Genomic DNA, 22,589 nt, shown 5'->3' with positions numbered 1-22,589 from the left:
GAAGGGCGGCAGCGTTGACGGCTCCTACAACCCGCGGGGTCGGGCTGGACATTAAGCAGGGGTTTCCCGGAGGTCAACGAACCCAATTCGACAATGTCGAATGCCAGGGCCTGGTTGGATCCGGTTCGTCCGATTACTCTGCCGCGACTGTGACCCAGCTCATGGCCCGTGCGGACGACCTCGTTCGTTACCCACCGCGTGTTCGACATTGTCGACCCCACGTCGACGCGCTAGGTTCGGCCGCGTGCCTGGTCCGGTCCAATCCATCGAGCGCGCGGCGGCGATCCTGCGACTGCTCGCCCGCGGCTCGGGACGCCTCGGCGTCGGCGAGATCGCCAGTTCGCTGGAACTGGCGAAGGGAACCGCGCACGGCATCCTCCGTACCCTGCAGGCGGTCGGCTTCGTCGAGCAGGACCCCGCCACCGGCAAGTACCAGCTCGGCGCCGCGCTGCTGCATCTTGGCACCAGCTACCTGGACGTCAACGAGCTCAGGTCAAGGGCGATCAACTGGGCGGACGCGCTCGCCTCGCGCAGCGGGGAGGCGGTGCGCATCGGCGCGGTTGCCGAGGGCAGCGTGCTGGTCGTGCACCACGTGTTCCGCCCGGATGACACGCTCCAGACACTCGACGTCGGCACCCTGCTCCCGCTGCACGCCACCGCGCTGGGCAAGGTGCTGCTCGCCTACGACACCGACCTCGCCGCTACCGTGCAGCGCGGCGCGTTGGAGTCATTCACCCGGCGCACCATCGGTGGCACGCAGGCGCTCGCCCGCGTACTGGCCGAGGTGCGGGACGCCGGCTGGGCCGCCGAGGTCGAGGAGTCGATGCCAGGCGAGGCCGGTATCGCGGCACCGATCCGCTCCTACGGGGGGCTCGTGGTCGGCGCGATCGGGGTGTCCGGTGCCGTGGAACGGATCTGCGACTCCCGCTCCCGGCCGAACTCCACTGTGGTCGGCTATGTCCGGGACGCGGCGCGCGCGGTGTCCCGCGATCTCGGGGCTGCCAGGTAACGGAGGCTGCTGATGGCACAGAAGTACGTGATGGCGATCGACCAGGGAACCACCTCGACCCGGTGCATCCTGTTCGACCACCGCGCCAGGCTGGTGTCCGTGGCACAGCGTGAGCACCACCAGCACTTCCCCAAGCCGGGCTGGGTCGAACACGACGCCGTGGAGATCTGGCGGAACGTGGACCGGATCGTGCCGCAGGCGCTGCGCGAGGCGGGTATCGAGGCGAACCGGATCGCCGCGCTGGGTATCACCAACCAGCGGGAGACCACCGTGCTGTGGGACCGGCACACCGGGGTCCCGGTCAGCAGGGCGATCGTCTGGCAGGACACCCGCACCGATGAGCTCGTCGACCGGCTCGGCGCGGCTCCCGGTGCGGAACAGGTCCGGGAACGCTGCGGGCTGCCGCTGGCCACGTACTTCTCCGCGCCGCGGGTCTGCTGGCTGCTGGAGCACGTTCCCGGGCTGCGCGAGCGCGCGGAACGCGGGGACGTGCTGTTCGGCACCATGGAAAGCTGGCTGATCTGGAACCTGACCGGCGGGACGGACGGTGGCGTGCACGTCACCGACGTCACCAACGCCAGCCGCACCCTGCTGATGAACCTCGGCACCCTGGACTGGGACGAGGAGCTACTGTGCTTCTTCGGCATCCCACGCCGGATGCTCCCGGAGATCCGGTCCTCCACGGAGGTGTACGGGGACACCCGCAGGGTGGTGCCCGGCATCCGCATCGCCGCCACCCTCGGCGACCAGCACGCCGCCCTGTTCGGGCAGACCTGCTTCGCGCCGGGCGAGGCGAAATGTACCTACGGAACCGGCAGCTTCCTGCTGATGAACACCGGAACCGAACCGGTGCACTCCACCCACGGCCTGCTCACCACGGTCGCCTTCCGGATCGGCGACGAGCCGGCGCGCTACGCCCTCGAGGGCTCGATCGCGATCACCGGATCCCTGGTGCAGTGGTTCCGGGACGGGCTCGGACTGATCACCAGCGCCCCGGAGATCGAGACGCTGGCCCGCACGGTGGAGGACAACGGAGGCTGCTACATCGTGCCCGCGTTCTCCGGGCTGTTCGCCCCGCACTGGCGCAGTGAGGCACGCGGCATCATCGTCGGGCTCACCTCCTACATCACCAAGGGCCACCTCGCCCGCGCGGTGCTGGAGGCCACCGGCTGGCAGACCCGCGAGGTGGTGGACGCGATGAACGCCGACTCCGGCCTGCGCATGGCCGAGCTCAAGGTGGACGGCGGGATGACGGCCGACCACCTGCTGATGCAGTTCGTCGCGGACGTGCTCGCCGTGCCGGTGATGCGCCCGATGGTCGCCGAGACGGTGTCGCTGGGCGCGGCCTACGCGGCCGGGCTCGCCGTCGGCTACTGGCCGGACCTGGAGGGCCTGCGACGCAACTGGCACCGGGCCGCGCAGTGGCTGCCACGGATGGAGGAGCGGCGCAGGGCCGAGGAGTACGCCAGCTGGCAGCGCGCCGTCGAACTCACCTTCGGCTGGATGCGCCCGCACCGCGCGGGCGGCTGACACCGCAGGCGCTCCCGGCGTGTTTGCCGCTCCCGTCCGCGTGTTTGCCCTCCACGCGCGCGAGTTGGCCATTCATGCGCGCGAGTTGGCCATTCATGCGCGCGAGTTGGCCGTTCCCGTACGCGAGTTGGCCGTTCGCGTAGCCACGGCCTCACTCGGGCGAACGAATGCCCTCGAACATCACCCGCGTACCCGCCTGGATCCACCTTTCCCGCTGGGCGGCGGGGTCCTTCGCGGTCAGCAGGGACAGCCCGCAGGAGATGATCACCCCGATCAACGCCTGGGCCGTCACCTCGGTGTCCAGGTCCGCGCGCAGGAAGCCCTTCTCGACGCCGTTGCGCAGGTACAGCTCGGTTCCCTTGGCCAGGCCGCGGTAGGTGTCCAGGGTGAGCGCGGTCATCTCCGGGTCCGCGCCGAGGGCCTCCACGAACATCAGGCGCACGACCTCGGGATCCTCGACGAACAGCGTGAACAGCCGGTCGCAGATCTGCTCCACCTGCGCGCGGTACTCGGCCACCGTGTCGGTCGCCCGCGGGTCGGCGAAGGCCATCACCGACATCAGCCGCTCGGCCGCGTCGGCCAGTACGTGCATCAGGATGTCCCGCTTGTTGGCGAAGTACCGGTAGAAGGTCCCGTGGCCGATCCCCAGCTCGTTCGCGATGTCCGCGATCCCCGCCTGGTGGTACCCGCGCTCGGTGAACACCTTGAAGGCCGCGTGCACGATCTCCGCGCGCCGCTGCTCCGCCCGTTCCGCCGCCCGATCCGCTGCTGTCGTCATCGCCTCCGAGTATCCCACCCGTCGGCGCCAGGCTGTGTTCAACAAGGCGCGCCCGCCGCATCACCTTGCGCAGGTACCTCCTTCGACAGCTCCTAGCTCCGGGCGGCTTCGAAGCGGTACCGCACGCCGGTGAGGTCTTCGGACAGCTCCCACAGTCGCCGCTGCATCTCCCGGTCACGGGAAGCCTTGTTCGAACCGACCCGGTGCGGGTACCCGCTCATCTCCCCCGGACGATTCGGCCCGATGAACGAGCCGCCGGGCAGTTCCGGGACTGTGGCCGCGTGCAGCGTCGGCAGCGCGCCCCCTTCCGCGCTCTGCGCGATGACGCGGTTCATCAGCTTCATCCCGAGGTCCTGGATCGATTCGGTCCTGCCCTGCAGGTTGGTCGCGGCATACCCGGGGTGCGCGGCCATCGAACGCACGCCGGATCCCGCCGCCTCGAGCCTGCGCTGCAACTCGTAGGCGAACATCAGATTCGCCAGCTTGGCCTGGCCATACGCGGACCAGCGCCGGTACCCGGCGGAGAAGTTCGGATCCGCCAGCCGGATGCGACCCAACCGGTGCAGGAAGCTGGACAGGGTGACCACCCGGTCGGTGATCCGGTCCAGCAGCAGCCCGGTCAACGCGAAGTGCCCGAGGTGGTTCACCCCGAGCTGCGTCTCGAAGCCGTCCTTGGTGCGCCCCTGGGGCACCGCCATCAGGCCCGCGTTGTTGATCAGTACGTCCACCTGACCTTCGAGTTCGTCGGCGAATGTCCGCACGGAGTCGAGGTCGGCGAGGTCGAGCGCACGCACCCGCACGGTGCCGGGCAGTTCCGCCGCTGCCGCCCGCCCCTTGGCGACGTCCCGGCAGGCCAGCACCACTCGCGCGCCCGCGGCGGCCAACTCCTTCGCCGTGACCAGGCCGAGGCCGCTGTTCGCCCCGGTGACGACCACGGTGCGCCCGTGCTGGTCGGGGATGTCCTTCGCTGTCCACCTGCTACTCATCTGCTCACCCGGTACGTGTAGTCGTCCAGATCGAATCGCTTGCTCCACCGCCGGGCCGACAGCACCGACGACGGTCGAATGTAAGGCATATCGCCGGATGAGTTGACCTGATACGTGCCCAGTTCACGATCGAGCGAGGTGACGTGACATCCGGGCTGCTCGGGGCGCCCGATCACGGCGACTTCGTGGTCGGCCGGTCCCATTCGCCCACCGCCTTCCCGTTCGGTGCCGCGGCGGGCAGGTCCCGGTACCGGTAGTCGTCGAGCGAGAACCGGCGGCTGGACCACCATGCCTGCAAGGCCGTGGTCGGGCGCAGCAGCGAGAAGTCGCCATGATGATCGATGTAGTAGGTGTTCGCGCTGCCGCAGTCATTGCTGAACAGCAACGACCTGCTCGCCCGACGGTGGGCGAACGCGAAGAACCGATCGTTGGCCTCCTGCGTCACCTCGGCCGCGGTCGCGCCACGCCGCCTCGCCTCGGTGATCACCCGGATCGCGTGGTGTGCCTGGGTCTCGACCATCACGTGCCAGGAACTTCCGGTCCAGGAGAACGGTCCGAAGATGAAGAAGCTGTTCGGCAACCGGGGAATGCTCACGCCCTCGTAGGCCTGCACCTGCTGGGTGGCGAAGAAGTCCGCGAGATCGAAGCCGTCCCGCCCGCGCACCGGCACTTTGCGGTAGTTCTCCGGATCATTCGCCAGCCGGAACCCGGTGGCCAGGATCAACGTGTCCACCTCGTGCTCGCGGCCATCCCTGGTGCGGACCCCGGTCGGAGTGATCCGCTCGATGCCCTCGGTCACCAGCTCCACATGGTCCCTGGTGAAGGTCCTGTAGTAGGTGTTGGACACGCTGGGCCGCTTGCAGCCGAACCCGTAGTCCGGGGTGAGCTTGCGGCGCAGTTCGGGATCCCGCACCTGGGTACGCAGGTAGCCGCGGATCGCCCGCTCGGCCCGCTTCGCCACGAAGGAGCCCGGTTTCCCGGACACGATCACGCCGACCAGCAACAGTTCGACGACCGCCGCGGTGATCCCGCGCACCACGCTCTGGATGAACGGCAACCTGCGAAACAGCGTCCGGACCGCCGGCGGGATCCTCAGGTCGGGCTTGGCGAACACCCAGATCGCCCGGCGTTGGAACACGGTGAGCCGCCTGGCCACCTTCGCCACCTTGGGAATGAGCTGCACCGCCGTGGAACCCGTGCCGATCACCGCGACCCGCTCGCCGGCCAGGTCGTGCCGGTGGTCCCAGGCGGCGGTACGCAGCACCTTTCCCGCGAAGTCATCGAGGCCGGGAATATCCGGGGTGCGCGGGTCGATGAACGCGCCGAGCGCGGTGATCACGTAACGGCAGGTGAGCTCGCCCTCGCGCAGGCTGATCCGCCACAGGTGGTTGTCCTCGTCCCAGGTCCGCGCGGTCATCTCGGTGTTCAGCCGGATGAACTGCCACAGCCCGTACTTCTCCGCGCAGTGGTCGATATAGGCTTTGACCTCGCTGCCCTTGGGGAACACCCGGGACCAGTCCGGGTTCTTCTCGAAGGAGAACTGGTAGGTGAACGAGGGCAGGTCGACGGCGACATCCGGATACGTGTTGTCCCGCCAGGTCCCACCGATGTCCCCGGCCCGCTCGATGATCAGGAAGTCCTCGATACCGGCGTCCCGCAGCGCGATGCCCGCACCGAGGCCGCCGAACCCCGCGCCGACGACGATGACCTCGTAGTCCGGCTGCCCCGTCATCCGGCCACCTCGTCCAGAAAATCGCGGATCTCACCGATGGCGGTCCTGCCCTCCGGGATCAGGTCGGCCGCGGCCTGGAACACGTGCACCTGCCGCTCCCACACCTGCAGCCGCACCGCGACGCCCGCCCCGGCGAGCCGCCGCGCCATCAGTTCGGCATCCGGTAGCAGCAGTTCGGTGGAGCCGGCCTGAATCAACGTCGGTGGCATGGCGCCGAGATCGGCATCCACAGGGGACATACCGTTGCCACGCTCGCCCGCCACCCGCTCCGCGAGCTCTCCGACGGCGGTGAGGACGGCGGGCGGGAACACCGGATCCAGCCGGGCGTTCGGATGGGCGAGCTTGGCGCTCGGGTCCAGATCGGTCAACGGGGACATCGCCACCACCGCCGCCGGCGCCGGCAGGCCCTGCCCGGCGACCGCCAACGCGACCTGGAAGGCCAGGTACCCGCCGGCCGAGTCACCGGCGATCACGATCTCTTCCCGGCCGAAACCCTGGTCCAGCAACCAGCGATAACCGTCGACCCCGTCCGCGACAGCCGCGCTGATCGGTACGGCCGCGGTAAGCATCCGATAGTCCACATTGAGCACCGGGCCACCGGCCGCGGCGGACATCTCGGAGGCCAGCCTGCGATGGGTACGCAGCCCGCAGCAGACGAAGGCACCACCATGCAGGTACAGCACGGCCCGCCGGGAACCGGCTCCCTTGGCGTGGACCCACTCCGCGCGGCAATTCGGCAGGCGAACCGCGGAACGCTCGGTGCCGTGCCGGGCGCGTAGCACGAACGCCATCCGGTCGATCAGCCCGAACGGCCACGGCAGCTTCGGCAGCCGCCCGTACGCGGCCAGCACCGGGCGGACGAACACGCGGAGGAACACGGCCAGCAGGCGCGACCGCCGGCTCGCACCCTCCCGGTGCTCGACCGCGGGGGCCGGCACCCTGCCGGTCTCGTTCCCGGTCACCTTCGGCGTGGCCATGCCGGCACCTCCTCAGGCGGAATGACTTGTCATTCCGTACCGTCTTTCTACCACCTCGGCGCGCAGGCTCAAAGTGCACGGGTTGACACGACTGATCAACCGGGAGCATTATCTCAGCAGACGTTGAATTTGAGTTGCCAAGGAAGGAGTCACCGTGTCGAATGAGCCGGCCGGCCAGCCATTCGCCGTCGAGGAAGTCGACTTCGAGGCGTTCTATCAGGGCAAACCGCCCATCAAGGGCCAGGACGTCAGCTTCGGGGTCGTGCCGTGGGACATCGGCGAGGCACAGGCGGCCGTAGTCGAGCTCGTCCGGAACGGGAGCATCCACGGCGACGTTCTCGACGCCGGGTGCGGCCTCGGCAACAACGCGATCGCCATCGCCGAGCGGGGGCACCGGGTCACCGCGATCGACGGCTCGACCACCGCGCTCGAGCAGGCCCGGCAGCGCGCGGCCGAGCGCGGGGTCGACATCCGGTTCGTCCAGTCGGACGCCACCCGGCTGGACGAACTCGAGGGCGAGCGGTTCGACACCGTGCTGGACAGCGCGCTGTATCACTGCCTGACCGAGCAACAGCAGCAGGACTACGCGGCCGCGCTGCACCGGGTGGCGAAGCCTGGCGCGGACCTGCACCTGTTCTGCTTCGCCGATGTGCAGCACGCCGGCATCGCGCTCCCGCAGCCGATCAGCCAGGAGAACCTGCGCCGGAACCTCGGCGCACATTGGGACATTGTGGACATTCAGCTCACCTCCTACTCCACCGCGATGACCAAGGACACCCTGGCGCAGATCGGTGAGCAGCTACCCGCGGGCCCCGGTAGCTCGAACCCGGACGAGTTCGAGCTGGATGAGCAGGGCCGGATCGTCGGTCCGGTGTGGCACCTGCACGCCGTACGCCGGTAGGCGAAACCGCGGCAGGCTCGACCTGGAACGGGTGTGACACGGCGAGCTCACTCCGGCAACGCGATCCGACCCAGCCGCATGCGTTGCGGATGATCGCCGACCTCGGCTGCGCCGACCTCCACGCCGGTCTCGTAGGAGAGCGCGGAGACGCTGTCGGTGCCGCTCCAGGACACGAAGCAGTGCCGCCCGTCGCTACTCGGCGTCGCCCAGTACGGTTTCGTCCCGGACCGCACGAGCCCCTTGTTCCGGAATGTCTCCGGGGACACGATCGTGGCGTAGTCCGAGACGGTTCCCGCCACGCACAGGTCGGTGCCCTGCGGGTTCATCGCTATCCCGTGGTGCGCCGAGTCCAGCGGATACCGCTCCCGCGGGATGTCCTGCGCGTGCTCGGGGATGGGCAGGTTGGCCACCCGGGTGACGCGGCCCTGGTCGAGGTCGTACTCGACGAAGCCGTGGAAGAACGACACCTGGAAGTACACGAACCGCTCATCGGCGGAGAAGGTCATCGGCCGCACCGCGGAACTCATACCGGGGTACCCGGCCTCGCGGAGCTCCGCACCCATATCGAGCCTGCGCAGGACCTCGTTGGTGGAGCTGTCCACGACCTGGAAATGGCGGGCACCCTTGGTGCTGTCCGCCCAGTTCCCGTCCAGCGGCGTGTAGACGTGACCGATGCTGGCATGGAAGATGCGCGAACCGTCGCGAGAATACACGTTCTCATGCGGGGAGTCCCCCGAGGGGAACCGGCCGACCTCCTGCCCGGTGCGGACATCCAGGATGTGCACGAGGTTGGCGGTGGAGGCGGAAACCGCGACATGCCCGCCGTCCGGGGAAATCGCCATATGATCGGATCGCCGGCCATCCACCGGGAACCGCCATTTCAGCGCACCATGGGTGAGATCGATGGCGACCACATCGGCGAGGCTCGGCCGAGAGACGATCAACGTGCGGCCGTCCTCTGTGGTGTACATATCGTCGACGAGCTGATCGTGCCCCTCACCGATGGCCAGCCGGATACCGAGGAAGTACAGCAGCCGCACCGGGTCGGCGTAGATCTCGCGCAGCCGCTCGTCCAGATCGGGTACCACGTTGATCCGGCGGATGCGTTCGAGCCGCGGGTCCGGGGTCAGTGCATCCACCGTTCCGTCCCAGTTGTTCCCGACGAACAGGGCCTGCCGGACCGGCGCGGTGGCCTGCTCCGCGGTGCCGACCGGCGCGGCAGGCATCACCGCGGTCAGCGTCAACACCGCAGCCAGGGTCACGACTCGCCTGCTTCCAAGCATGTGCCCTCCCTTCACCCGGGAACCAGAGTTACTTGTGAGTATGCTTCACGTTCGCCCCGAGGGACACGCCTGTCCGGGTGAAGGTCGGTGACGGGTTCCGCGGCCCAGCCGCCGGGTGACACACCACGAGGTTGTGGGAGCTCAGCTCGAAAAGAGCGAACTCCCACAACATTCACCTGGTCGTCGAACCGCGCTGATCGTCAACCGGAATGATGGGCGAGCTGTGCGTCGTTCGTCAGGGTCGGCCCGTTGCAGATCGAAGGAGCCATCACATGGGACGGGCTGCTCCATCCCGCGCACCGGTAGCTGGAATGGCCGTACCAGTCATGACCGAACTCGTGCGCCGCCAGCAACGCGTCGTCGTTGACGCCACCCATGTACAGCGCGATCCGCTGGCCACGACCCCAGTTGCAGCCGACGACCCTGGAGCCGCCACCGCAGTCGCGGATGTAGCTGTTGCGGCACTCCACCGGGGTGCCGCCGCCCTCGGTGAGGCCGGCCCAGGCCGCGGCACCTTGGCGGATCGCGGAGGCGTACGGTCGACAGGAACTCAGCAGGTAGTAGCTACGATTGCTCGGCGTCTGCCACCCACCCGGCGGCGGTGCGGCCTGCTGCTGAGCGACGGCCTCGATCTCGGCGGCCGTAATGGCGTGGCCTTCCGCGGCGACCTCTGCCTGGGCCACCGGGCCGACAAATGCCATGGAAAGGGTGGCAGTGGCAGCCAGAAATGATCTCAAGAACAGCTTCTTGAACATAAGAATGTCCTTTATACGCAGGGGGAATCCCGGTGTGGCGACCGACCACACCAAACTGGACTCACCTAACGTAATTGGCTGACACGGCTTCACTCAACAGACCTTCGTAGGTATAACATCCCAACGTGAATTCAGGCGTATCCCGCACGAACCTAAGTTAGTTCTTAACTAGTCCTACAAGTACAAGGTTAGATGTTGACCGGCTCGCTACCCTGGACATCATTCGACCCTCGAGGAGGTCCAGATGAGCAGGAACAGCCGTGCGTCGTTACTGGCCATGGCATGTGCGGCAGTCGTGGCCGCGGTGGGGCTGACGGCTCCCGCCGCGGGGGCCGTGGCGGCACCGGATACCAACGCCCCGGCGGGGATGCATCGTTTCACCGTCTCGGTCGGTGGGCTGAAAACCGATTCGAAACAGAACTGGGTGCGGTTGGGAACGTACTCGTTCACCAGGGACAACAAAGTATACGAGTCGCATTTCCACTGGTCGCAACGCAAGCGTGTGAAGCGAAGCTACACCGGGGTACGTGCGGGCAACTGCGTCGCGCGCGACTGCGTGGTGCAGACGGCAGGCGGGTTCCAGGCCGGCAGCATGCCCGAGGAACTGTCCGGAACCTACACGGTGAACGGATCCACGCTGCGTATCCAGTGGGACGGCAACGGTTGGGAGGAGTGGCGGGTAAGCCGGCCCATCGAGGGAAAGCTGGCGAAGCTCACGTTCCTGCGGACCTCCTTCGGGGCCACCCATGGTTACGGCTACGGCAGCAACGCCGAGTGGAACGCTCGGGCTTCCATGGCGGACATCGCGGCGTTCGACCACTCCACGCTCGAACACAATTTCCACCTGTGGAAGACGGACAGGGGAACGCCCTACCTGGACGAAGGATCCGGTAAACCGTTCTGGGCCAGGGAGTGGCACCGGTGCGACGGCGATCGCTGCCTCGGCTCCCGCACCAGCAGCCCGACCGAGTACTACCTCTCCACCCCCAACACCAACTCCCAGGGCAGGCGGGACACGATCTGGCACTGGCGGACCTCGCTCGCGGACAACCGGAACGAGTACTGCTACACCGGGAACTCACACGTCAAGCCGATGCTCCAGGTCATAGACAGCGACGGCGGCTTCCACGGCTGGGTCGCGGTGGAGGCCTCGCTGAACCAGACCGTCCCGAGCCAGGGAAGGGATGCCGACGACATCGGTGTCTTCGAACTGACCGACGTCGGCTGAAACCTCGAGCGGCGTGCGACCGAGTGGCCGTGAACGGTCACCCGCACCGGCCGGTGAACACGTCATCCCGGCCATCGCCGGTCAGGTCGGCCAGCACCAGGCTGGAAAGCGGGCACCCGCTGGCCGCCAGCGGCGCCCACGACGACCGTCCACCCGACGAGTAGTACCACCGGCCTCCGCTGCTGCGGAACACGTCCGTGCGCCCGTCGCCGTCGAGATCGCCGAACCGCAGCGCGGACACCGGGATGGTGGACGCCGCGAGCGGCTCCCAGGATGCCGCGCCACCGGACGAGTATCGCCAGCGGTCGCCGACCAACGCGAACACGTCGGTGCGGCCGTCGCCGTCGAAGTCCCCGAAGCCGAGTGAATCGACCCGCCGGTTCGAGGAGGCCAGTGGCTGCCAGGAGGAGGTGCCCGCGGAGGAGTAGTACCAGCGGGTGCCGTTCGCGCGGAACACGTCGGTGCGACCGTCCCCGTCGAAGTCCCCGAACCTCAGGTCGGCCAGCGGAACCCCGGAGGTGTTCAGCGGCTGCCAGGAACTCGTCGCGCCGGAAGAGAACCGCCACTGTCCGTTCGACACCGAGAACACGTCGGTGCGACCGTCCCCGTCGAAGTCCCCGAACCGCATCCCGCTCCGGGTCAGGCCGGATACCGCGCCACGCACGAACGGCTCGCGCCCGCCCGGCGAGTAGTACCACCGGTCCCCGGTCGCACGCAGGACGTCGGTACGCCCGTCGCCGTCGAAGTCCCCGAAGCCGACCTCGGACACGTCGAACGTGTAGTGCCGCAGGCTCTGCCAGCTACCGGTGCCCGCGTCGGAAAGCCGCCAGCCGACCGGCGTGCGGTTTCCCAACCGGTGGCAGGTGCCGGTCGTGGTCCCGTAGGTGTTGGAACCCACGGTGAGGTTGCCGGTGAAGTGCCGCTGCAGCACCGCGGAGCCCGCACTGCCATGCGCGAAGCAGTTGGCCGACACCCGGGCCCCGGTGTACGGGCGGCCGCGCACCGCGACCGCGGGCTGCCGGCTGGAGCGAAAGCTGTTGTGGTTGATGTGGATGACGTCACCGGCCCACGGCGCGCCACTGCCCGAGGTCTCGTTCTCCCCGTGCATGTCGAAACCGTGCGAGCGGGCGTTGTCCACCACCAGGTTGTACCGGGCCTCGTAACGCTGGGTCCGGTACCCGTTGCCGGCGATGGCGTGCCGGTTCTGGGTGAAGGTGTTGAACTCGATCAGCGCGCTCGAGTTGTTGTACAGCACCACCCCGTAGCCAAGGCCGGTACGCCGGTTGTGGTGGATGTCGTTGTCGCGCACCCTGGCCTCGAGGGTGTCGCCGAGGTACACCGCGCCGTGTGACCAGGCGGAAAGCTCGTTGTTGTCCACGGTCAGGTCGGACGCGTTGATCGCCTCGATGCCCCGGGAGTTGTCGTACTGGTATGCGTTGTCCCTGATCTCCGGGTCCGGGCCGCGCAGCCGCAGGCCGGTGATCCGCACGCCGCTGCCCCGCGGTGAGAACTGCGCCCACGCCTCTCGCTGGCCGAGGTCGAGCTCGGTGTTGTACAGCAACGCGCCGGGCGCCCCATCCTGGCCACGGTCGCTGGCCAGCGTCACCCCGGCCGGGATCGCGACGCGCTTGTGACCGGTCAGGTCGATCGACGCGGTGCCGGTGACGAACACGGTGTCACCGGCGGTCGCGGTCGCGAGCGCGGCGAGCAACTCGTCCTTGGTGTCCACCTCGAGCACCGCCTCGGTCCCGGTGGACGGTGCCGGTCCGGCGGCGGCCGCGGGCGGACCCGCGAGCGCCATCGCCACCATCATGCCGACTGTGAGCTGGGAAAAGTACGACACGGACAACACCTGCTGACCCCCAGTCGTCTCGACCGCCTCAGTTGAGCACCAGCTAACCAGGTGAAGGCCCGGCGGTCCATGAGCACGGCGGCCCGGTTGACCGCAAGCGGCTCTCGCGCTCGCACCCGACCGCGACTAGAACATGTTACAGTTTGTCCATGATCCCCGACCGCTTCCTGCTGACCGACCGGGTGGCCGTGGTGACCGGCGCGGGGCGGGGCATCGGGGCCGCCACGGCGCTCGCGCTGGCCGAGGCCGGTGCCGACGTGGTCATCGCCGCGCGTACCCGGGACCAGCTCGACGAGGTCGCCGCGCGCGTCGCTGACGCGGGCCGCACGGCGCACGTCGTGGCCACCGACCTGAGCGACCCGGCGAACGCGGCCGCACTCGCCGATGCCGCGGTGACCACGTTCGGCAGGCTCGACATCGTGGTCAACAACGTCGGTGGCACACTCCCCCGCCCCCTGCTGGAAACCTCGGCCGAGTTCCTCGAGGAGGCGTTCCGGTTCAACGTTGCCGGCGCGCACGCGCTGATCAGCGCGGCCGCGCCCACGATGCTGAAATCGGGCGGAGGCTCGGTCGTCAACATCTCGTCGGTCATGGGCCGCGTGACCGGCCGCGGTTTCCTCGCCTACGGCACCGCCAAGGCCGCGCTGGCGCACTACACCCGGTTGGCCGCCGCCGACCTCGCCCCCCGCGTCCGCGTCAACGCGATCGCGGTCGGCTCGGTCGCCACCTCGGCACTGGACGTGGTGGTGCGCGACCCCGACCTCCGCGAGCGCATGGAGGCGGCCACCCCGCTGCGCCGCATCGGTGACCCGGAGGACGTCGCGGCGACGATCGTCTATCTGACCTCCCCCGCGGGTTCCTACGTCACCGGCAAGGTCCTCGACGTCGACGGCGGACTGCAGGCACCCAACCTCGAACTCGGACTCCCGGATCTGACATGACGAACTACCGCGTGGTGCAGTGGAGCACGGGCAACGTCGGCCGCAACGCGATCGCCGGCATCGCCGCCAGGCCCGACCTCGACCTGGCCGGCGTGTGGGTGTCCGATCCCGCGAAGGTCGGCAGGGACGCGGGTGAACTCGCCGGGCTCGGCCGCGAGCTCGGCGTCCTGGCCTGCGACGACGCCGACGAGCTGCTGGGCACGCGGCCGGACTGCGTCGTCTACACGGCCATGGCCGACGACCGGATCACGGAGGCACTCGACGACCTGTGCCGGTTCCTGCGCGCCGGGATCAACGTCGTGTCCAGCTGCCCGGTGTTCCTGCAGTACCCGGACGGCGTCGTCCCGAAGGAGATGACCGACCCGATTCGCGAGGCCGCCGCCGAGGGCGGCGCCTCGCTGTGGGTGAACGGCGTGGACCCCGGCTTCGCCAACGACTGGCTGCCGCTCGTGCTCACCGGTGTCTGCGAGCGCATCGACGAGGTGCGCTGCCTGGAGATCCTCGACTATTCTACCTACCACAACCGCAAGGTCATGCTGGACATCATGGGCTTCGGTACGCCGATGGACGACGTGCCGATGCTGCTGCAGCCCGGCGTCCTCACCCTCGCGTGGGGCAGCGTCGTGCGCCAGCTCGCGGCGGGCCTCGGCGTGCAGCTCGACGGTGTCGAGGAACGCTACGAGCGGCTGCCGGCGCCGGAGACGTTCGACATCTCCTGCGGCACGATCGAGCGGGGCTCGGCGGCGGCGCTGCGATTCGAGGTCCGCGGAATGCGCGGCGACGCACCCGTGTGTGTACTGGAACACGTGACAAGACTGCACCCGGACCTCGGTCCGGAATGGCCGCAGCCGTCGGGTCAGGGTTGTTACCGCGTGCAGGTCACCGGCGAACCCCACTACACCCTCGACCTGCGCCTGCTCGGAACCGACGGCGACCACAACACGGCGGGCCTCAAGGCCACGGCGATGCGACTGGTGAACGCCGTGCCGGCGGTGGTCGACGCGCCCCCGGGGCTGCTGACCGCGCTCGACCTCCCCCTGATCACCGGCAAGGGACTCGCCGGCCGGTGACCCGAGTCGGCAGACCACGGTGTTCACCAGCACCACCGGCTCACCGCCCTGTCGCCCGAACACCGGCGAGCACCACATCGGTGATTCGCTCCGCGTCTTCGCGCGTGAAGGGCCGCGGCCCGCGGAGGACATGGAGGTACATCGGGCCGCAGAGCAGTTCGCCGAAGAAGTAGCCATCGACCGGCGGCAACTCGCCCTGCTCGACCGCGCGATCCACTCGTCGTTGCACGGCGACGACGCGGTGCGCCAGGATCGCGTCCACCGTGCGGCGGACCTCCGCGCTCTCGTGGCCGGACTGGGCAACCAGGGCGAGCGCGCGACCCGTCGGCGTGGCGAGGCCGTCCGCGAGCGCCACCAGGAAGTCCACCAGGTCCCGGCGTAGCTCTCCGGTCTCCGCCAGCGATGCCATGTCTTCGCCGAACCGCAACAGGGCCTCCTTCACCAGCGTGGCGCGGTCGGGCCAGTTCCGGTAGACGCTCGTCTTGTGCACACCGGCCAACTCGGCCACTTCCTCGTAGCGGAAGCCGGCGATGCCGTCCCTGGCGACGAGCTCGGTCGTTGCCGCGAGGATCCGCGCTCGTACCCGGGCGGCGCGACCTCCGGGCCGCCGAACCACCGACCGTTCCGCAGGGCCTTTCGTCATCCGCTGCTCGCCTCCCTGGTCTTCGCTCGGTGCTGATTCTCGCCATCGGCCGGCTCCGGTGGCCACCGGAGCCGGTGCAGCGCTACGATAAATGCAACAAGAAGTAGACTTAAGGTGGGGAGGTGGCCATGGCGGGCACCTCCCACACATCCATCGGGCGAACCACGGAGTGATGAACAATGGATATTCTCGTCTCGGGCGCCGGCATCGCCGGGCTCTCGGTCGCACTCGATCTCGCCGGCCGCGGCCACCGCGTCACCGTGGTCGAACGCGCTTCCCACCTCCGGGTCAACGGAGCACCGATCGACATCCGCGGCGACGCGATCTCGATCGCGGACAGGATGGGACTGCTCACCCGGATTCGCGAAAACCGGGTCCGCATGACGGAGCTGGGCCGGTTCGTGAATGGCGACGGCCAGGCGGTCGCCCACGTTCCGGCCGAGGAGATAAGCGACTCCGAGGACGACGTCGAGATCGCGCGGGAGGATCTCGCGCGCATCCTGGCGGAGGCGCTCCCGTCCCCCACGACGATCCGCTTCCGGGACTCGATCGACTCACTCGCCGACGACGGCGACGGAGTCGACGTGCGTTTCGGCTCCGGCCGTACCGAACGTTTCGACCTCGTGCTCGGCGCCGACGGCCTGCACTCGGCGGTACGCAGGCTGGCGTTCGGGCCTGAGCGGGACTACCTGCACCATCTGGGTTTCTACGTCGGGCTCGCCGATCTCCCCGGCGAGGCGCGGCCCGACCGGCTCAACCCGATGTACAACGTCCCCGGCCGCATGGCAGGCGTCGCCCGCTACAAGGACAAGGCCCTCGCCGTCTTCCTGTTCCGCTCGGAACCCATCGACTACGACCACCGCGACCTCGACGCCCAGAAGCAGATCCTCATCGACGCCTTCGCGGACAACACCTCATGGAAGGTCCCCCAGCTCCTCGATGCGGTTCGTGCCGATCCCGAGTTCTACTTCGATTCGGTGAGCCAGATCCACATGCCCACCTGGCACCGGGGCCGCATCGGCCTCGTCGGGGATGCCGCACACTGCCCCGCCCTGCTCTCCGGCCGCGGGACCTCGCTCGCGCTCACCGGCGCGTACTTCCTGGCCGAGGAACTCGAGTCGAGCGAGAACCACCTCCTCGCGTTCGAACGTTACGAAACCCGCCAGCGCCCGCATGTCGAGTTCGCGCAGAGCACCGTCGGCGAAGGCGGCGACCTCATGGTGCCGCCCACCTGGGAGGCGATCAACACACGCAACGAGCGTCTTCGAGCGGCGAACGCCTGCTGACATCCGAGCTCGGCCCGCCTGCTCGATCGGCGTGGGTGCAGGATGGACCGGCACTGCACCACTCCGTGAAGTCGCTCCCGCAGGTGAACGATCTCCATCCGGCGGAGGAGGCTTCCTCCGGGCGGTCGCGCGATCCTTGCCCTGTGAAGAACGTGCGGAAAGCGGCGATCGGCATGTCCGTCGCCGCGATTGCGATGCTGGGGACGGCCGCGGCGGCAACCGCCGGCGCCGAGGTCTCACGAAACGTATCGGTACTGGGCAGGGCTGAAATCGATACCCACGATCCGGCCTCTGTCTTCGACATCTCGGTTCATGCGTGGGGGAACGGCCATTCCGGCAAGGGCGTGATCTGGATGTCGCATCACTACGCCGAGCAGGTCGGGTGGCTGGTCGCCCGGGTCGACTGCGTACGATCCGAAGGCCCGCTCGGTATCGTGACCGCGGTAGTGGCCGACGCCCAAGACTTCGCGGGAATCACGCCCAGGGATCCCATCAACTTGACGGTGCGCGACAACGGCACGAAAGACAGCCTCGCCTTCGCCTCGGGAGAACAGGTGAAGCGGTGCCACAGGTCGCGAACACGAGAACACGAGATCGCCAGGGGCGATTTTCAGATGTCCGTGCAGCCCCGCCGGCCGCGCTCTGTTCAGAAGTTACGTGAGGCGGAGTAACGTGATCGGCGCCCGGAGGCTCGGGCTGCTCGTGCGCGCCTGTCGCGAGCACGTTGGTCAGCCCATGCAACGGTTCGGCGCGACGAGTCGCTTTATCACGTCGATGGCGCGTTCTGCGTCGCCGAGTCGGCCTCGCCGGGCCAGCCTGCGTGGTGGCGGAAGCGGCAGGCGGCGCGGTGTTCGGTCGGGGTCACCCCGCGTTTGCGCTTGAACGCCACGCTGAGAGCGAAAGCGTTGGAGTAACCCACTTTGCGGGCAATCGCACCGACCGTCGCGTCGGTCTCACGCAGATGTTCCGCGGCCAGGGTGATGCGCCAGGCCGCGAGATAGGCCATCGGTGGCTCGCCGACCTCGGTGGCGAAGCGCCGCGCCATGGCCGCCCGGGAGACACCTGTCCTGGCGGCCAGCTCCGCGACCGTCCACGGTGCGCCGGGACGTCGCGGAGCAAACGCAACGCCCCGGCTACGACGGGATCCTCGGTCGGGCGGTACCACAGCGGGACGTCGGTGCCCTGGCGATCGAACCAGGCGCGCAGCGTGGAGACCAGAGCCAGGTCGAGCAGGCGGTCCAGCACGGCCTGCTGGCCCGGGCGGTCCCGCACCACCTCCTCGGCCACCTGTCCGAGCATCGGGTACGGGCACTCGGAGTCGCGCACCACGAGCACAGCGAGCAGGGCTTCGAGCAGCCGCTCGCTGATGCCGGCCCGCCCCTCGTAGGCGCCGCTGAGCAGCAACGCCGTGCCGCTCCCGGCATCGCCGCACGTTCGCGCGTCCCGCCCCTGCGCACGAGTGCGCTCGCAGTAGTCCTCGCGCGTCACCACACGCTCCGGCGGCGCTGACGGGTCGTCGGCCACCGCGTAGGGTTCGGGCCCGCGCACCACGGCCACCTCGCCCGGGGTGATCGGCCGGATCTCGTCCCTGGCCACGATCCAGGCCCGCCCGCGCAGGATACTCACCAGGGTCAGCTGCGCACCGCTGGCGAAGCGCACCGACCACCCGGGCGTGAGCGCCGTGCGAGTGATCAGGGCGGCCCGCGCACGCACCCCGCCCAGCAGCTCCGTCAACGGATCCACGACCGCTACTCTAGACGTCGAGACATCGGTACGAGTGCCATGAACATGGCACCGCTCACCGAAGGCGGCTTGACTTGGCCCATGACTCACCACCCGATCCTGGTCACCGGCGGCACGGGCAGATCCGGCGGCCGTGTCGTTGCCCAACTCAAAGAGAAGGGCATCCCGGTCCGCGTGGGCTCTCGTACCGGTGAACCACCGTTCGACTGGACCGAACGTTCCACCTGGGACGCCGCACTCGATGGCGTCCAGACCGTCTACGTCGTCGCCTTCGACGGCGAACTGCTGACCCGCCCGTTCGTCTCGCGCTGCGAGGAACGCGGCATCAAGCGGATCGTCCTGCTGTCCGGCCGCGGCGTGGACGTGCCAGGCTACGCGGGCGACAACAGCGCCGCGGGCGATACGCACATCGATGGCGAAGACGCCGTCCGCTCCAGCAAGCTGGAGTGGACCATCGTACGGCCGGCGTGGTTCGCGCAGAACTTCAGCGAAGGCTTCTTCATCGACGACGTCCTCTCCGGTGAACTACGCCTGCCCGCAGGCGACGGGGCGGCGACCTTCACCGACGCGGAGGACATCGCCGCCGTCGCGGTCGCCGCACTCACCGAGGACGGCCACAACGGCCAGACCTACGAGGTGTCGGGCCCGCGCGCGCTCACCTTAACCGAGGTCGCCGAGGAGATCTCGCGGGCGAGCGGGCGGTCGCTGCGCTACGTGGCGATACCCGAGGACCAGTTCATCGAGGAACTCGTCACGCAAGGCTGGCCCCGCGCCGACGCCGAGGACTACGCCACCACGATCGGCTCCATCCGCCGCGGCCTCGACACCCATGTCTCCGACGGTGTCCAACGCGCATTGGGCCGCCCCGCACGTGACTTCACCGAATTCGCCAAGAACGCCGCGAAGGCCTGGCAGGACTGAACGGCCCGGGCACGACCGGCGGGGCAGCGAACCGCCGGTCACCCGCACGGGAAACTCACTCAAGAAACAACTTCTGGGGAATCATCGTAGCTGGGGTTCCTGAGATCGCGTCGTGGTGGGGCAGAATTCACTCTGCCACACTGGCGACAATTCTTCGTCAGGGTAAATATTGCCGACCGTTCCGCAAGGGGGCTGCGCCGCACCTACAACGACCTGGGGACGCGGAAGAACGCCACGGACGAGGTAGGACCAGATCGGCTCAGCGCCGAGGACACCGCCCTGCTGGACGTGCTGCCGTACCTCGCATTCAACCTACGCCCGAACGCCTGCTCGGCCAGCGGGCGCCGAGAGTGTAGATGCTGTACGTGCCCCCGACGGGACTCGAACCCGCACTGTGTCGATTTCCGGAAGATCAACGCCGACATGTGTGGTTGCTTGCCGTCGTAGCCTCTCACCTGCTGGCTTCGCGGTCGCAAACGGTCATCGTCACCGGTCGTTCAGGGTCGTTTGCCACCCATTGCGGGGCGTAAGTGGGGCAGTTGATCTCGGGGTCAGGGCAGCAAGGTGAGCGCGCTGACGTGCCGCGGGCGGACCACGGTGAAGTGCCGCCGGTCGAGCGTAGCTACCTCGGACACGTCCATCCGCTCACTGAGAGCGATCACGGCGGCATCGCTCGTGCCCAACGGCATGTCCGCGTACTGCTCGACCAGCTCGGCCGCCCGTGCGTAGTCCGCGCTGGTCAACTCCCTGGTCACGAAGTCGCCGTCAGCGAGCGAGCGCAGGAACCCGGCCTCGGTTTTCGCGCCAGCGTAGCGACCGAGCAGGTAGCCGACCTCGGCCACGATCGGCGCTGGGACCACCATCGGCCGGTTGGCGAGGTGCAGGCCGGTAAACAGCTCCACGCAAGCGTGGTGGTCGGGATCGCGAGAGAACGCGGCAGCGACCAGCGGCCCCGTATCGCAGATGACCACTACCGGCCGAAGCCTTCGGCAAGCAGCTCTTCACTGCGGGCACCGATGGCCATGCCGTCCCCCTCCGCACTGGCGAACCAGGCTGGCGGCCAGGACTGGTCCTGAACCGGGCGAAGATGCCGACGCACGTCGTCCAGCACCCGGGGAACCTGCTCGTCCGGCAGCTCATTCACCAGGCGCATCAGCTCGTCACGCTCAGCGCTCATTACCGCAGTCTACCGTTGATTGCCGCTGGCTGGCGCCCATGACCGCTGATTTTCGGGGTAGACCAGGGAGGTGGATCTTGTCTCTACCTACAGTGCAGACTCGCGCACCGGTGCTGTTACTCGTTTTCGATCTGGGCGACTTAGTGGTAAGTGGCTTGCCTTCGACGTCAAACGAAATGTGCGAGTGCACATACTTAGCGAGGTTGCCAAGCGGTCAGATTGGGTGTCCATAGTTCACCACCCAGGCCGAGGACGTCGACACCAACGACACGCTGCTCGCCTTGCTCGTCTTCAGGAGAGCCCAGCATGCCACGGGCACCGTGGTGCCCGCGTCCGCCTGAACTCTGTGTACCGGGCGTAGAAACCTGGCTGGACCTGGATCAACTGCACGATGCGCTCGCTATGATCGTCAGGCTACCGATACGAAGGACCAGCCAAGCTGGTGAGGTCTGCTAGATGATAGAACCGCCACCATCTGCCTTGTGTCGTTCAAGAGGTCGTCAGGGCTCCATCAGATAGTTTGCCAGAGCGCTGCGCTTCAGACTCACATTGTCAATCGCCGGACGGGTAGCACCAGGGGAGACATGAATATCAGGGACCTGACCGACGCTGAAGCAGTTCGTCAAGCGATGCGTGAGTGTGACTCGCGAGGCCGTGAGGTCTTCCTGAGTACCCATCACTACGGGCAGGCCGACCAGTACTACGTTCAGCACGATGGCCGCTTGTATGACGCCAAAGCGATCGCCGGCGTCGCCTACGGGTATCAGTTCCGTAGGCAGGGCACGCCCTCACATGACGAGTTCAGTGGCGGTGAAGCTGGCGCCAATGCGGTGCTGCGGGGCCTGGGATTCGAAGTTGTCGATAGAAAACCGAGCACAGTCGATGGTGAGCGAGTCTGGCGACTTGCTGTTCAAGCTCACCTCCAAGCCACAGCAGGTGACGCCTCGCTGGAGCCAAAAACTCTGCGTAGCCTTGGAGTATACGGCGGCGCTCAGGGCGTGTGGGTTGACTCGAGACGAACGCAGAAGCTTGATAGCCGAGGGATCACCGTAGGCCTTCTGCACACAGGGCTCCACTACGCAGATGACTTCACGGACAAAGATGTCCTCTACCACTACCCTCGTACCAACCGGCAGCCCGGTCGCGATCGATCAGAGATTGAAGCCACTAAGGCTGCTGGTCAGCTCCGTATTCCGGTGTTCGTGATCAGTCATCCAGCACCGCGCTCGCCTCGGCGCAAAGTACAGCTTGGCTGGGTTGAGGGATGGGACGACGACAGTGAGCTCTTCCTGATCACGTTCCGTTGGCAGGCTCCGACCGACCTACTCGATACTGACCGGTCTGACGAGGAAGACTTCAACCTCCGGGGAGCCGGCCACCGACGAAAGATGCGGTCAGTCTCAGAAAGGTCAGGTCAGAGCCAGTTCAAGCTGAAGGTCCTCCAGCGCTACGGCCCGCGATGCCCGCTGTCCGGTGTCGCAGTATCAGCCATGCTAGATGCCGCCCACCTCGTCCCCCATGCAGAGGACGGAAGCGATGACCCCCGGAACGGGATTCCGCTCAATGCCGCCCTACACCGAGCCTTTGATGCACATCTGTTCGCAATCGATCCAGAGTCCCACAAAGTAGTGACGAGGGCTACTGGGCCCAGCCTCGACGAACTCGGCATCACGACGCCGACCTTGGAACACTTGCCGAAGCTGCCCCATCCGGACGCCTTGAGGTGGCGCTACAAAGACTGGCTACGTCGACAGAGCAACCAGTAATCTGCCGACCC

At 67.8% G+C, this 22,589-nt stretch carries 21 protein-coding genes and 1 pseudogene; 10 read left to right on the top strand and 12 right to left on the bottom strand.

What is annotated here, in order from left to right; genetic code table 11:
- The first annotated feature begins 244 nt into the window (after positions 1-244).
- Positions 245-1,009 (top strand): IclR family transcriptional regulator, encoded by a 765-nt coding sequence (locus tag FB471_RS26265; RefSeq protein WP_142000996.1) that lies wholly within the window; start codon positions 245-247, stop codon positions 1,007-1,009.
- A gap of 12 nt (positions 1,010-1,021) precedes the next feature.
- Positions 1,022-2,539, top strand: a complete 1,518-nt coding sequence (gene glpK, locus FB471_RS26260) for a glycerol kinase GlpK (RefSeq protein WP_142000995.1) — start codon at positions 1,022-1,024, stop codon at positions 2,537-2,539.
- Between the two features lie 151 nt (positions 2,540-2,690).
- On the opposite strand, the gene FB471_RS26255 is transcribed toward glpK, so the two are convergent.
- From FB471_RS26255 to FB471_RS26235, 5 genes are all read right to left on the bottom strand, one after another.
- Positions 2,691-3,317 carry a TetR/AcrR family transcriptional regulator gene (locus FB471_RS26255; protein ID WP_142000994.1) on the bottom strand — a complete coding sequence of 209 codons (627 nt, stop codon included), beginning with the start codon at positions 3,315-3,317 and terminating at the stop codon, positions 2,691-2,693.
- Between the two features lie 92 nt (positions 3,318-3,409).
- Positions 3,410-4,303 (bottom strand): oxidoreductase, encoded by an 894-nt coding sequence (locus tag FB471_RS26250; protein WP_142000993.1) that lies wholly within the window; start codon positions 4,301-4,303, stop codon positions 3,410-3,412.
- A complete protein-coding gene (locus tag FB471_RS26245; RefSeq protein ID WP_142000992.1) occupies positions 4,300-4,506 on the bottom strand; it encodes a hypothetical protein in 207 nt (68 codons plus the stop codon). Before FB471_RS26245 ends, FB471_RS26250 begins: the two co-directional genes overlap by 4 nt.
- Positions 4,476-6,035 (bottom strand): flavin-containing monooxygenase, encoded by a 1,560-nt coding sequence (locus FB471_RS26240; RefSeq protein ID WP_142000991.1) that lies wholly within the window; start codon positions 6,033-6,035, stop codon positions 4,476-4,478. Before FB471_RS26240 ends, FB471_RS26245 begins: the two co-directional genes overlap by 31 nt.
- Positions 6,032-7,012: an alpha/beta hydrolase gene (locus FB471_RS26235; protein ID WP_142000990.1), complete on the bottom strand. Its 981-nt coding sequence runs from the start codon at positions 7,010-7,012 to the stop codon at positions 6,032-6,034. The genes FB471_RS26240 and FB471_RS26235 overlap by 4 nt, the downstream gene beginning before the upstream one ends.
- Before the next feature lie 154 nt (positions 7,013-7,166).
- Here FB471_RS26235 and FB471_RS26230 point away from each other — a divergent pair, with 154 nt between their 5' ends.
- A complete protein-coding gene (locus tag FB471_RS26230) occupies positions 7,167-7,913 on the top strand; it encodes a class I SAM-dependent methyltransferase (RefSeq protein WP_142000989.1) in 747 nt (248 codons plus the stop codon).
- 47 nt (positions 7,914-7,960) lie between these two features.
- On the opposite strand, the gene FB471_RS26225 is transcribed toward FB471_RS26230, so the two are convergent.
- Both FB471_RS26225 and FB471_RS26220 read right to left on the bottom strand, forming a co-directional pair.
- Positions 7,961-9,196 (bottom strand): YncE family protein, encoded by a 1,236-nt coding sequence (locus FB471_RS26225; RefSeq protein ID WP_142000988.1) that lies wholly within the window; start codon positions 9,194-9,196, stop codon positions 7,961-7,963.
- A gap of 200 nt (positions 9,197-9,396) precedes the next feature.
- A complete protein-coding gene (locus tag FB471_RS26220; protein ID WP_142000987.1) occupies positions 9,397-9,951 on the bottom strand; it encodes a hypothetical protein in 555 nt (184 codons plus the stop codon).
- Positions 9,952-10,195: 244 nt separating this feature from the next.
- Between FB471_RS26220 and FB471_RS26215 the strand changes: the two genes are divergently transcribed.
- Positions 10,196-11,179, top strand: a complete 984-nt coding sequence (locus tag FB471_RS26215; protein WP_142000986.1) for a hypothetical protein — start codon at positions 10,196-10,198, stop codon at positions 11,177-11,179.
- A gap of 37 nt (positions 11,180-11,216) precedes the next feature.
- Here the strand turns inward: FB471_RS26215 and FB471_RS26210 are convergent, their stop codons facing one another.
- Positions 11,217-13,022, bottom strand: coding sequence for an FG-GAP-like repeat-containing protein (locus FB471_RS26210; protein WP_142000985.1), 1,806 nt, complete (start codon positions 13,020-13,022; stop codon positions 11,217-11,219).
- Positions 13,023-13,180: 158 nt separating this feature from the next.
- Here FB471_RS26210 and FB471_RS26205 point away from each other — a divergent pair, with 158 nt between their 5' ends.
- Positions 13,181-13,972: an SDR family oxidoreductase gene (locus FB471_RS26205; RefSeq protein ID WP_142000984.1), complete on the top strand. Its 792-nt coding sequence runs from the start codon at positions 13,181-13,183 to the stop codon at positions 13,970-13,972.
- A complete protein-coding gene (locus FB471_RS26200) occupies positions 13,969-15,042 on the top strand; it encodes an NAD(P)H-dependent amine dehydrogenase family protein (protein ID WP_142000983.1) in 1,074 nt (357 codons plus the stop codon). Before FB471_RS26205 ends, FB471_RS26200 begins: the two co-directional genes overlap by 4 nt.
- Before the next feature lie 40 nt (positions 15,043-15,082).
- Here FB471_RS26200 and FB471_RS26195 read toward each other — a convergent pair whose 3' ends face one another.
- Positions 15,083-15,685, bottom strand: coding sequence for a TetR/AcrR family transcriptional regulator (locus tag FB471_RS26195; RefSeq protein ID WP_142000982.1), 603 nt, complete (start codon positions 15,683-15,685; stop codon positions 15,083-15,085).
- A 179-nt stretch (positions 15,686-15,864) separates the two neighbouring features.
- Here FB471_RS26195 and FB471_RS26190 point away from each other — a divergent pair, with 179 nt between their 5' ends.
- Positions 15,865-16,971 carry an FAD-dependent oxidoreductase gene (locus FB471_RS26190; RefSeq protein WP_142000981.1) on the top strand — a complete coding sequence of 369 codons (1,107 nt, stop codon included), beginning with the start codon at positions 15,865-15,867 and terminating at the stop codon, positions 16,969-16,971.
- A gap of 143 nt (positions 16,972-17,114) precedes the next feature.
- The gene (locus FB471_RS26185) at positions 17,115-17,642 is read left to right on the top strand and encodes a hypothetical protein (RefSeq protein WP_142000980.1); all 528 of its coding nucleotides are present in this window, start codon (positions 17,115-17,117) and stop codon (positions 17,640-17,642) included.
- A 95-nt stretch (positions 17,643-17,737) separates the two neighbouring features.
- Here the strand turns inward: FB471_RS26185 and FB471_RS36005 are convergent.
- Positions 17,738-18,714: pseudogene (locus FB471_RS36005) on the bottom strand (AraC family transcriptional regulator).
- A 39-nt stretch (positions 18,715-18,753) separates the two neighbouring features.
- Here FB471_RS36005 and FB471_RS26175 point away from each other — a divergent pair.
- A complete protein-coding gene (locus FB471_RS26175; protein ID WP_246076593.1) occupies positions 18,754-19,635 on the top strand; it encodes an NAD(P)H-binding protein in 882 nt (293 codons plus the stop codon).
- A 551-nt stretch (positions 19,636-20,186) separates the two neighbouring features.
- Here FB471_RS26175 and FB471_RS26170 read toward each other — a convergent pair.
- Together FB471_RS26170 and FB471_RS26165 are read right to left on the bottom strand one after the other, a co-directional pair.
- The gene (locus FB471_RS26170) at positions 20,187-20,606 is read right to left on the bottom strand and encodes a type II toxin-antitoxin system VapC family toxin (RefSeq protein ID WP_142000979.1); all 420 of its coding nucleotides are present in this window, start codon (positions 20,604-20,606) and stop codon (positions 20,187-20,189) included.
- Positions 20,606-20,812, bottom strand: a complete 207-nt coding sequence (locus tag FB471_RS26165) for a hypothetical protein (protein WP_142000978.1) — start codon at positions 20,810-20,812, stop codon at positions 20,606-20,608. The genes FB471_RS26170 and FB471_RS26165 overlap by 1 nt, the downstream gene beginning before the upstream one ends.
- Before the next feature lie 584 nt (positions 20,813-21,396).
- Between FB471_RS26165 and FB471_RS26160 the strand changes: the two genes are divergently transcribed.
- Positions 21,397-22,578: an HNH endonuclease gene (locus FB471_RS26160; RefSeq protein WP_211358147.1), complete on the top strand. Its 1,182-nt coding sequence runs from the start codon at positions 21,397-21,399 to the stop codon at positions 22,576-22,578.
- Positions 22,579-22,589 lie beyond the last annotated feature (11 nt).

The organism is Amycolatopsis cihanbeyliensis (assembly GCF_006715045.1).
GTDB classification, from domain to species: domain Bacteria; phylum Actinomycetota; class Actinomycetes; order Mycobacteriales; family Pseudonocardiaceae; genus Amycolatopsis; species Amycolatopsis cihanbeyliensis.
The sequence above is the reverse complement of the archived record's forward strand: the minus strand, read 5'-3'. Positions and strand labels throughout refer to the sequence as shown.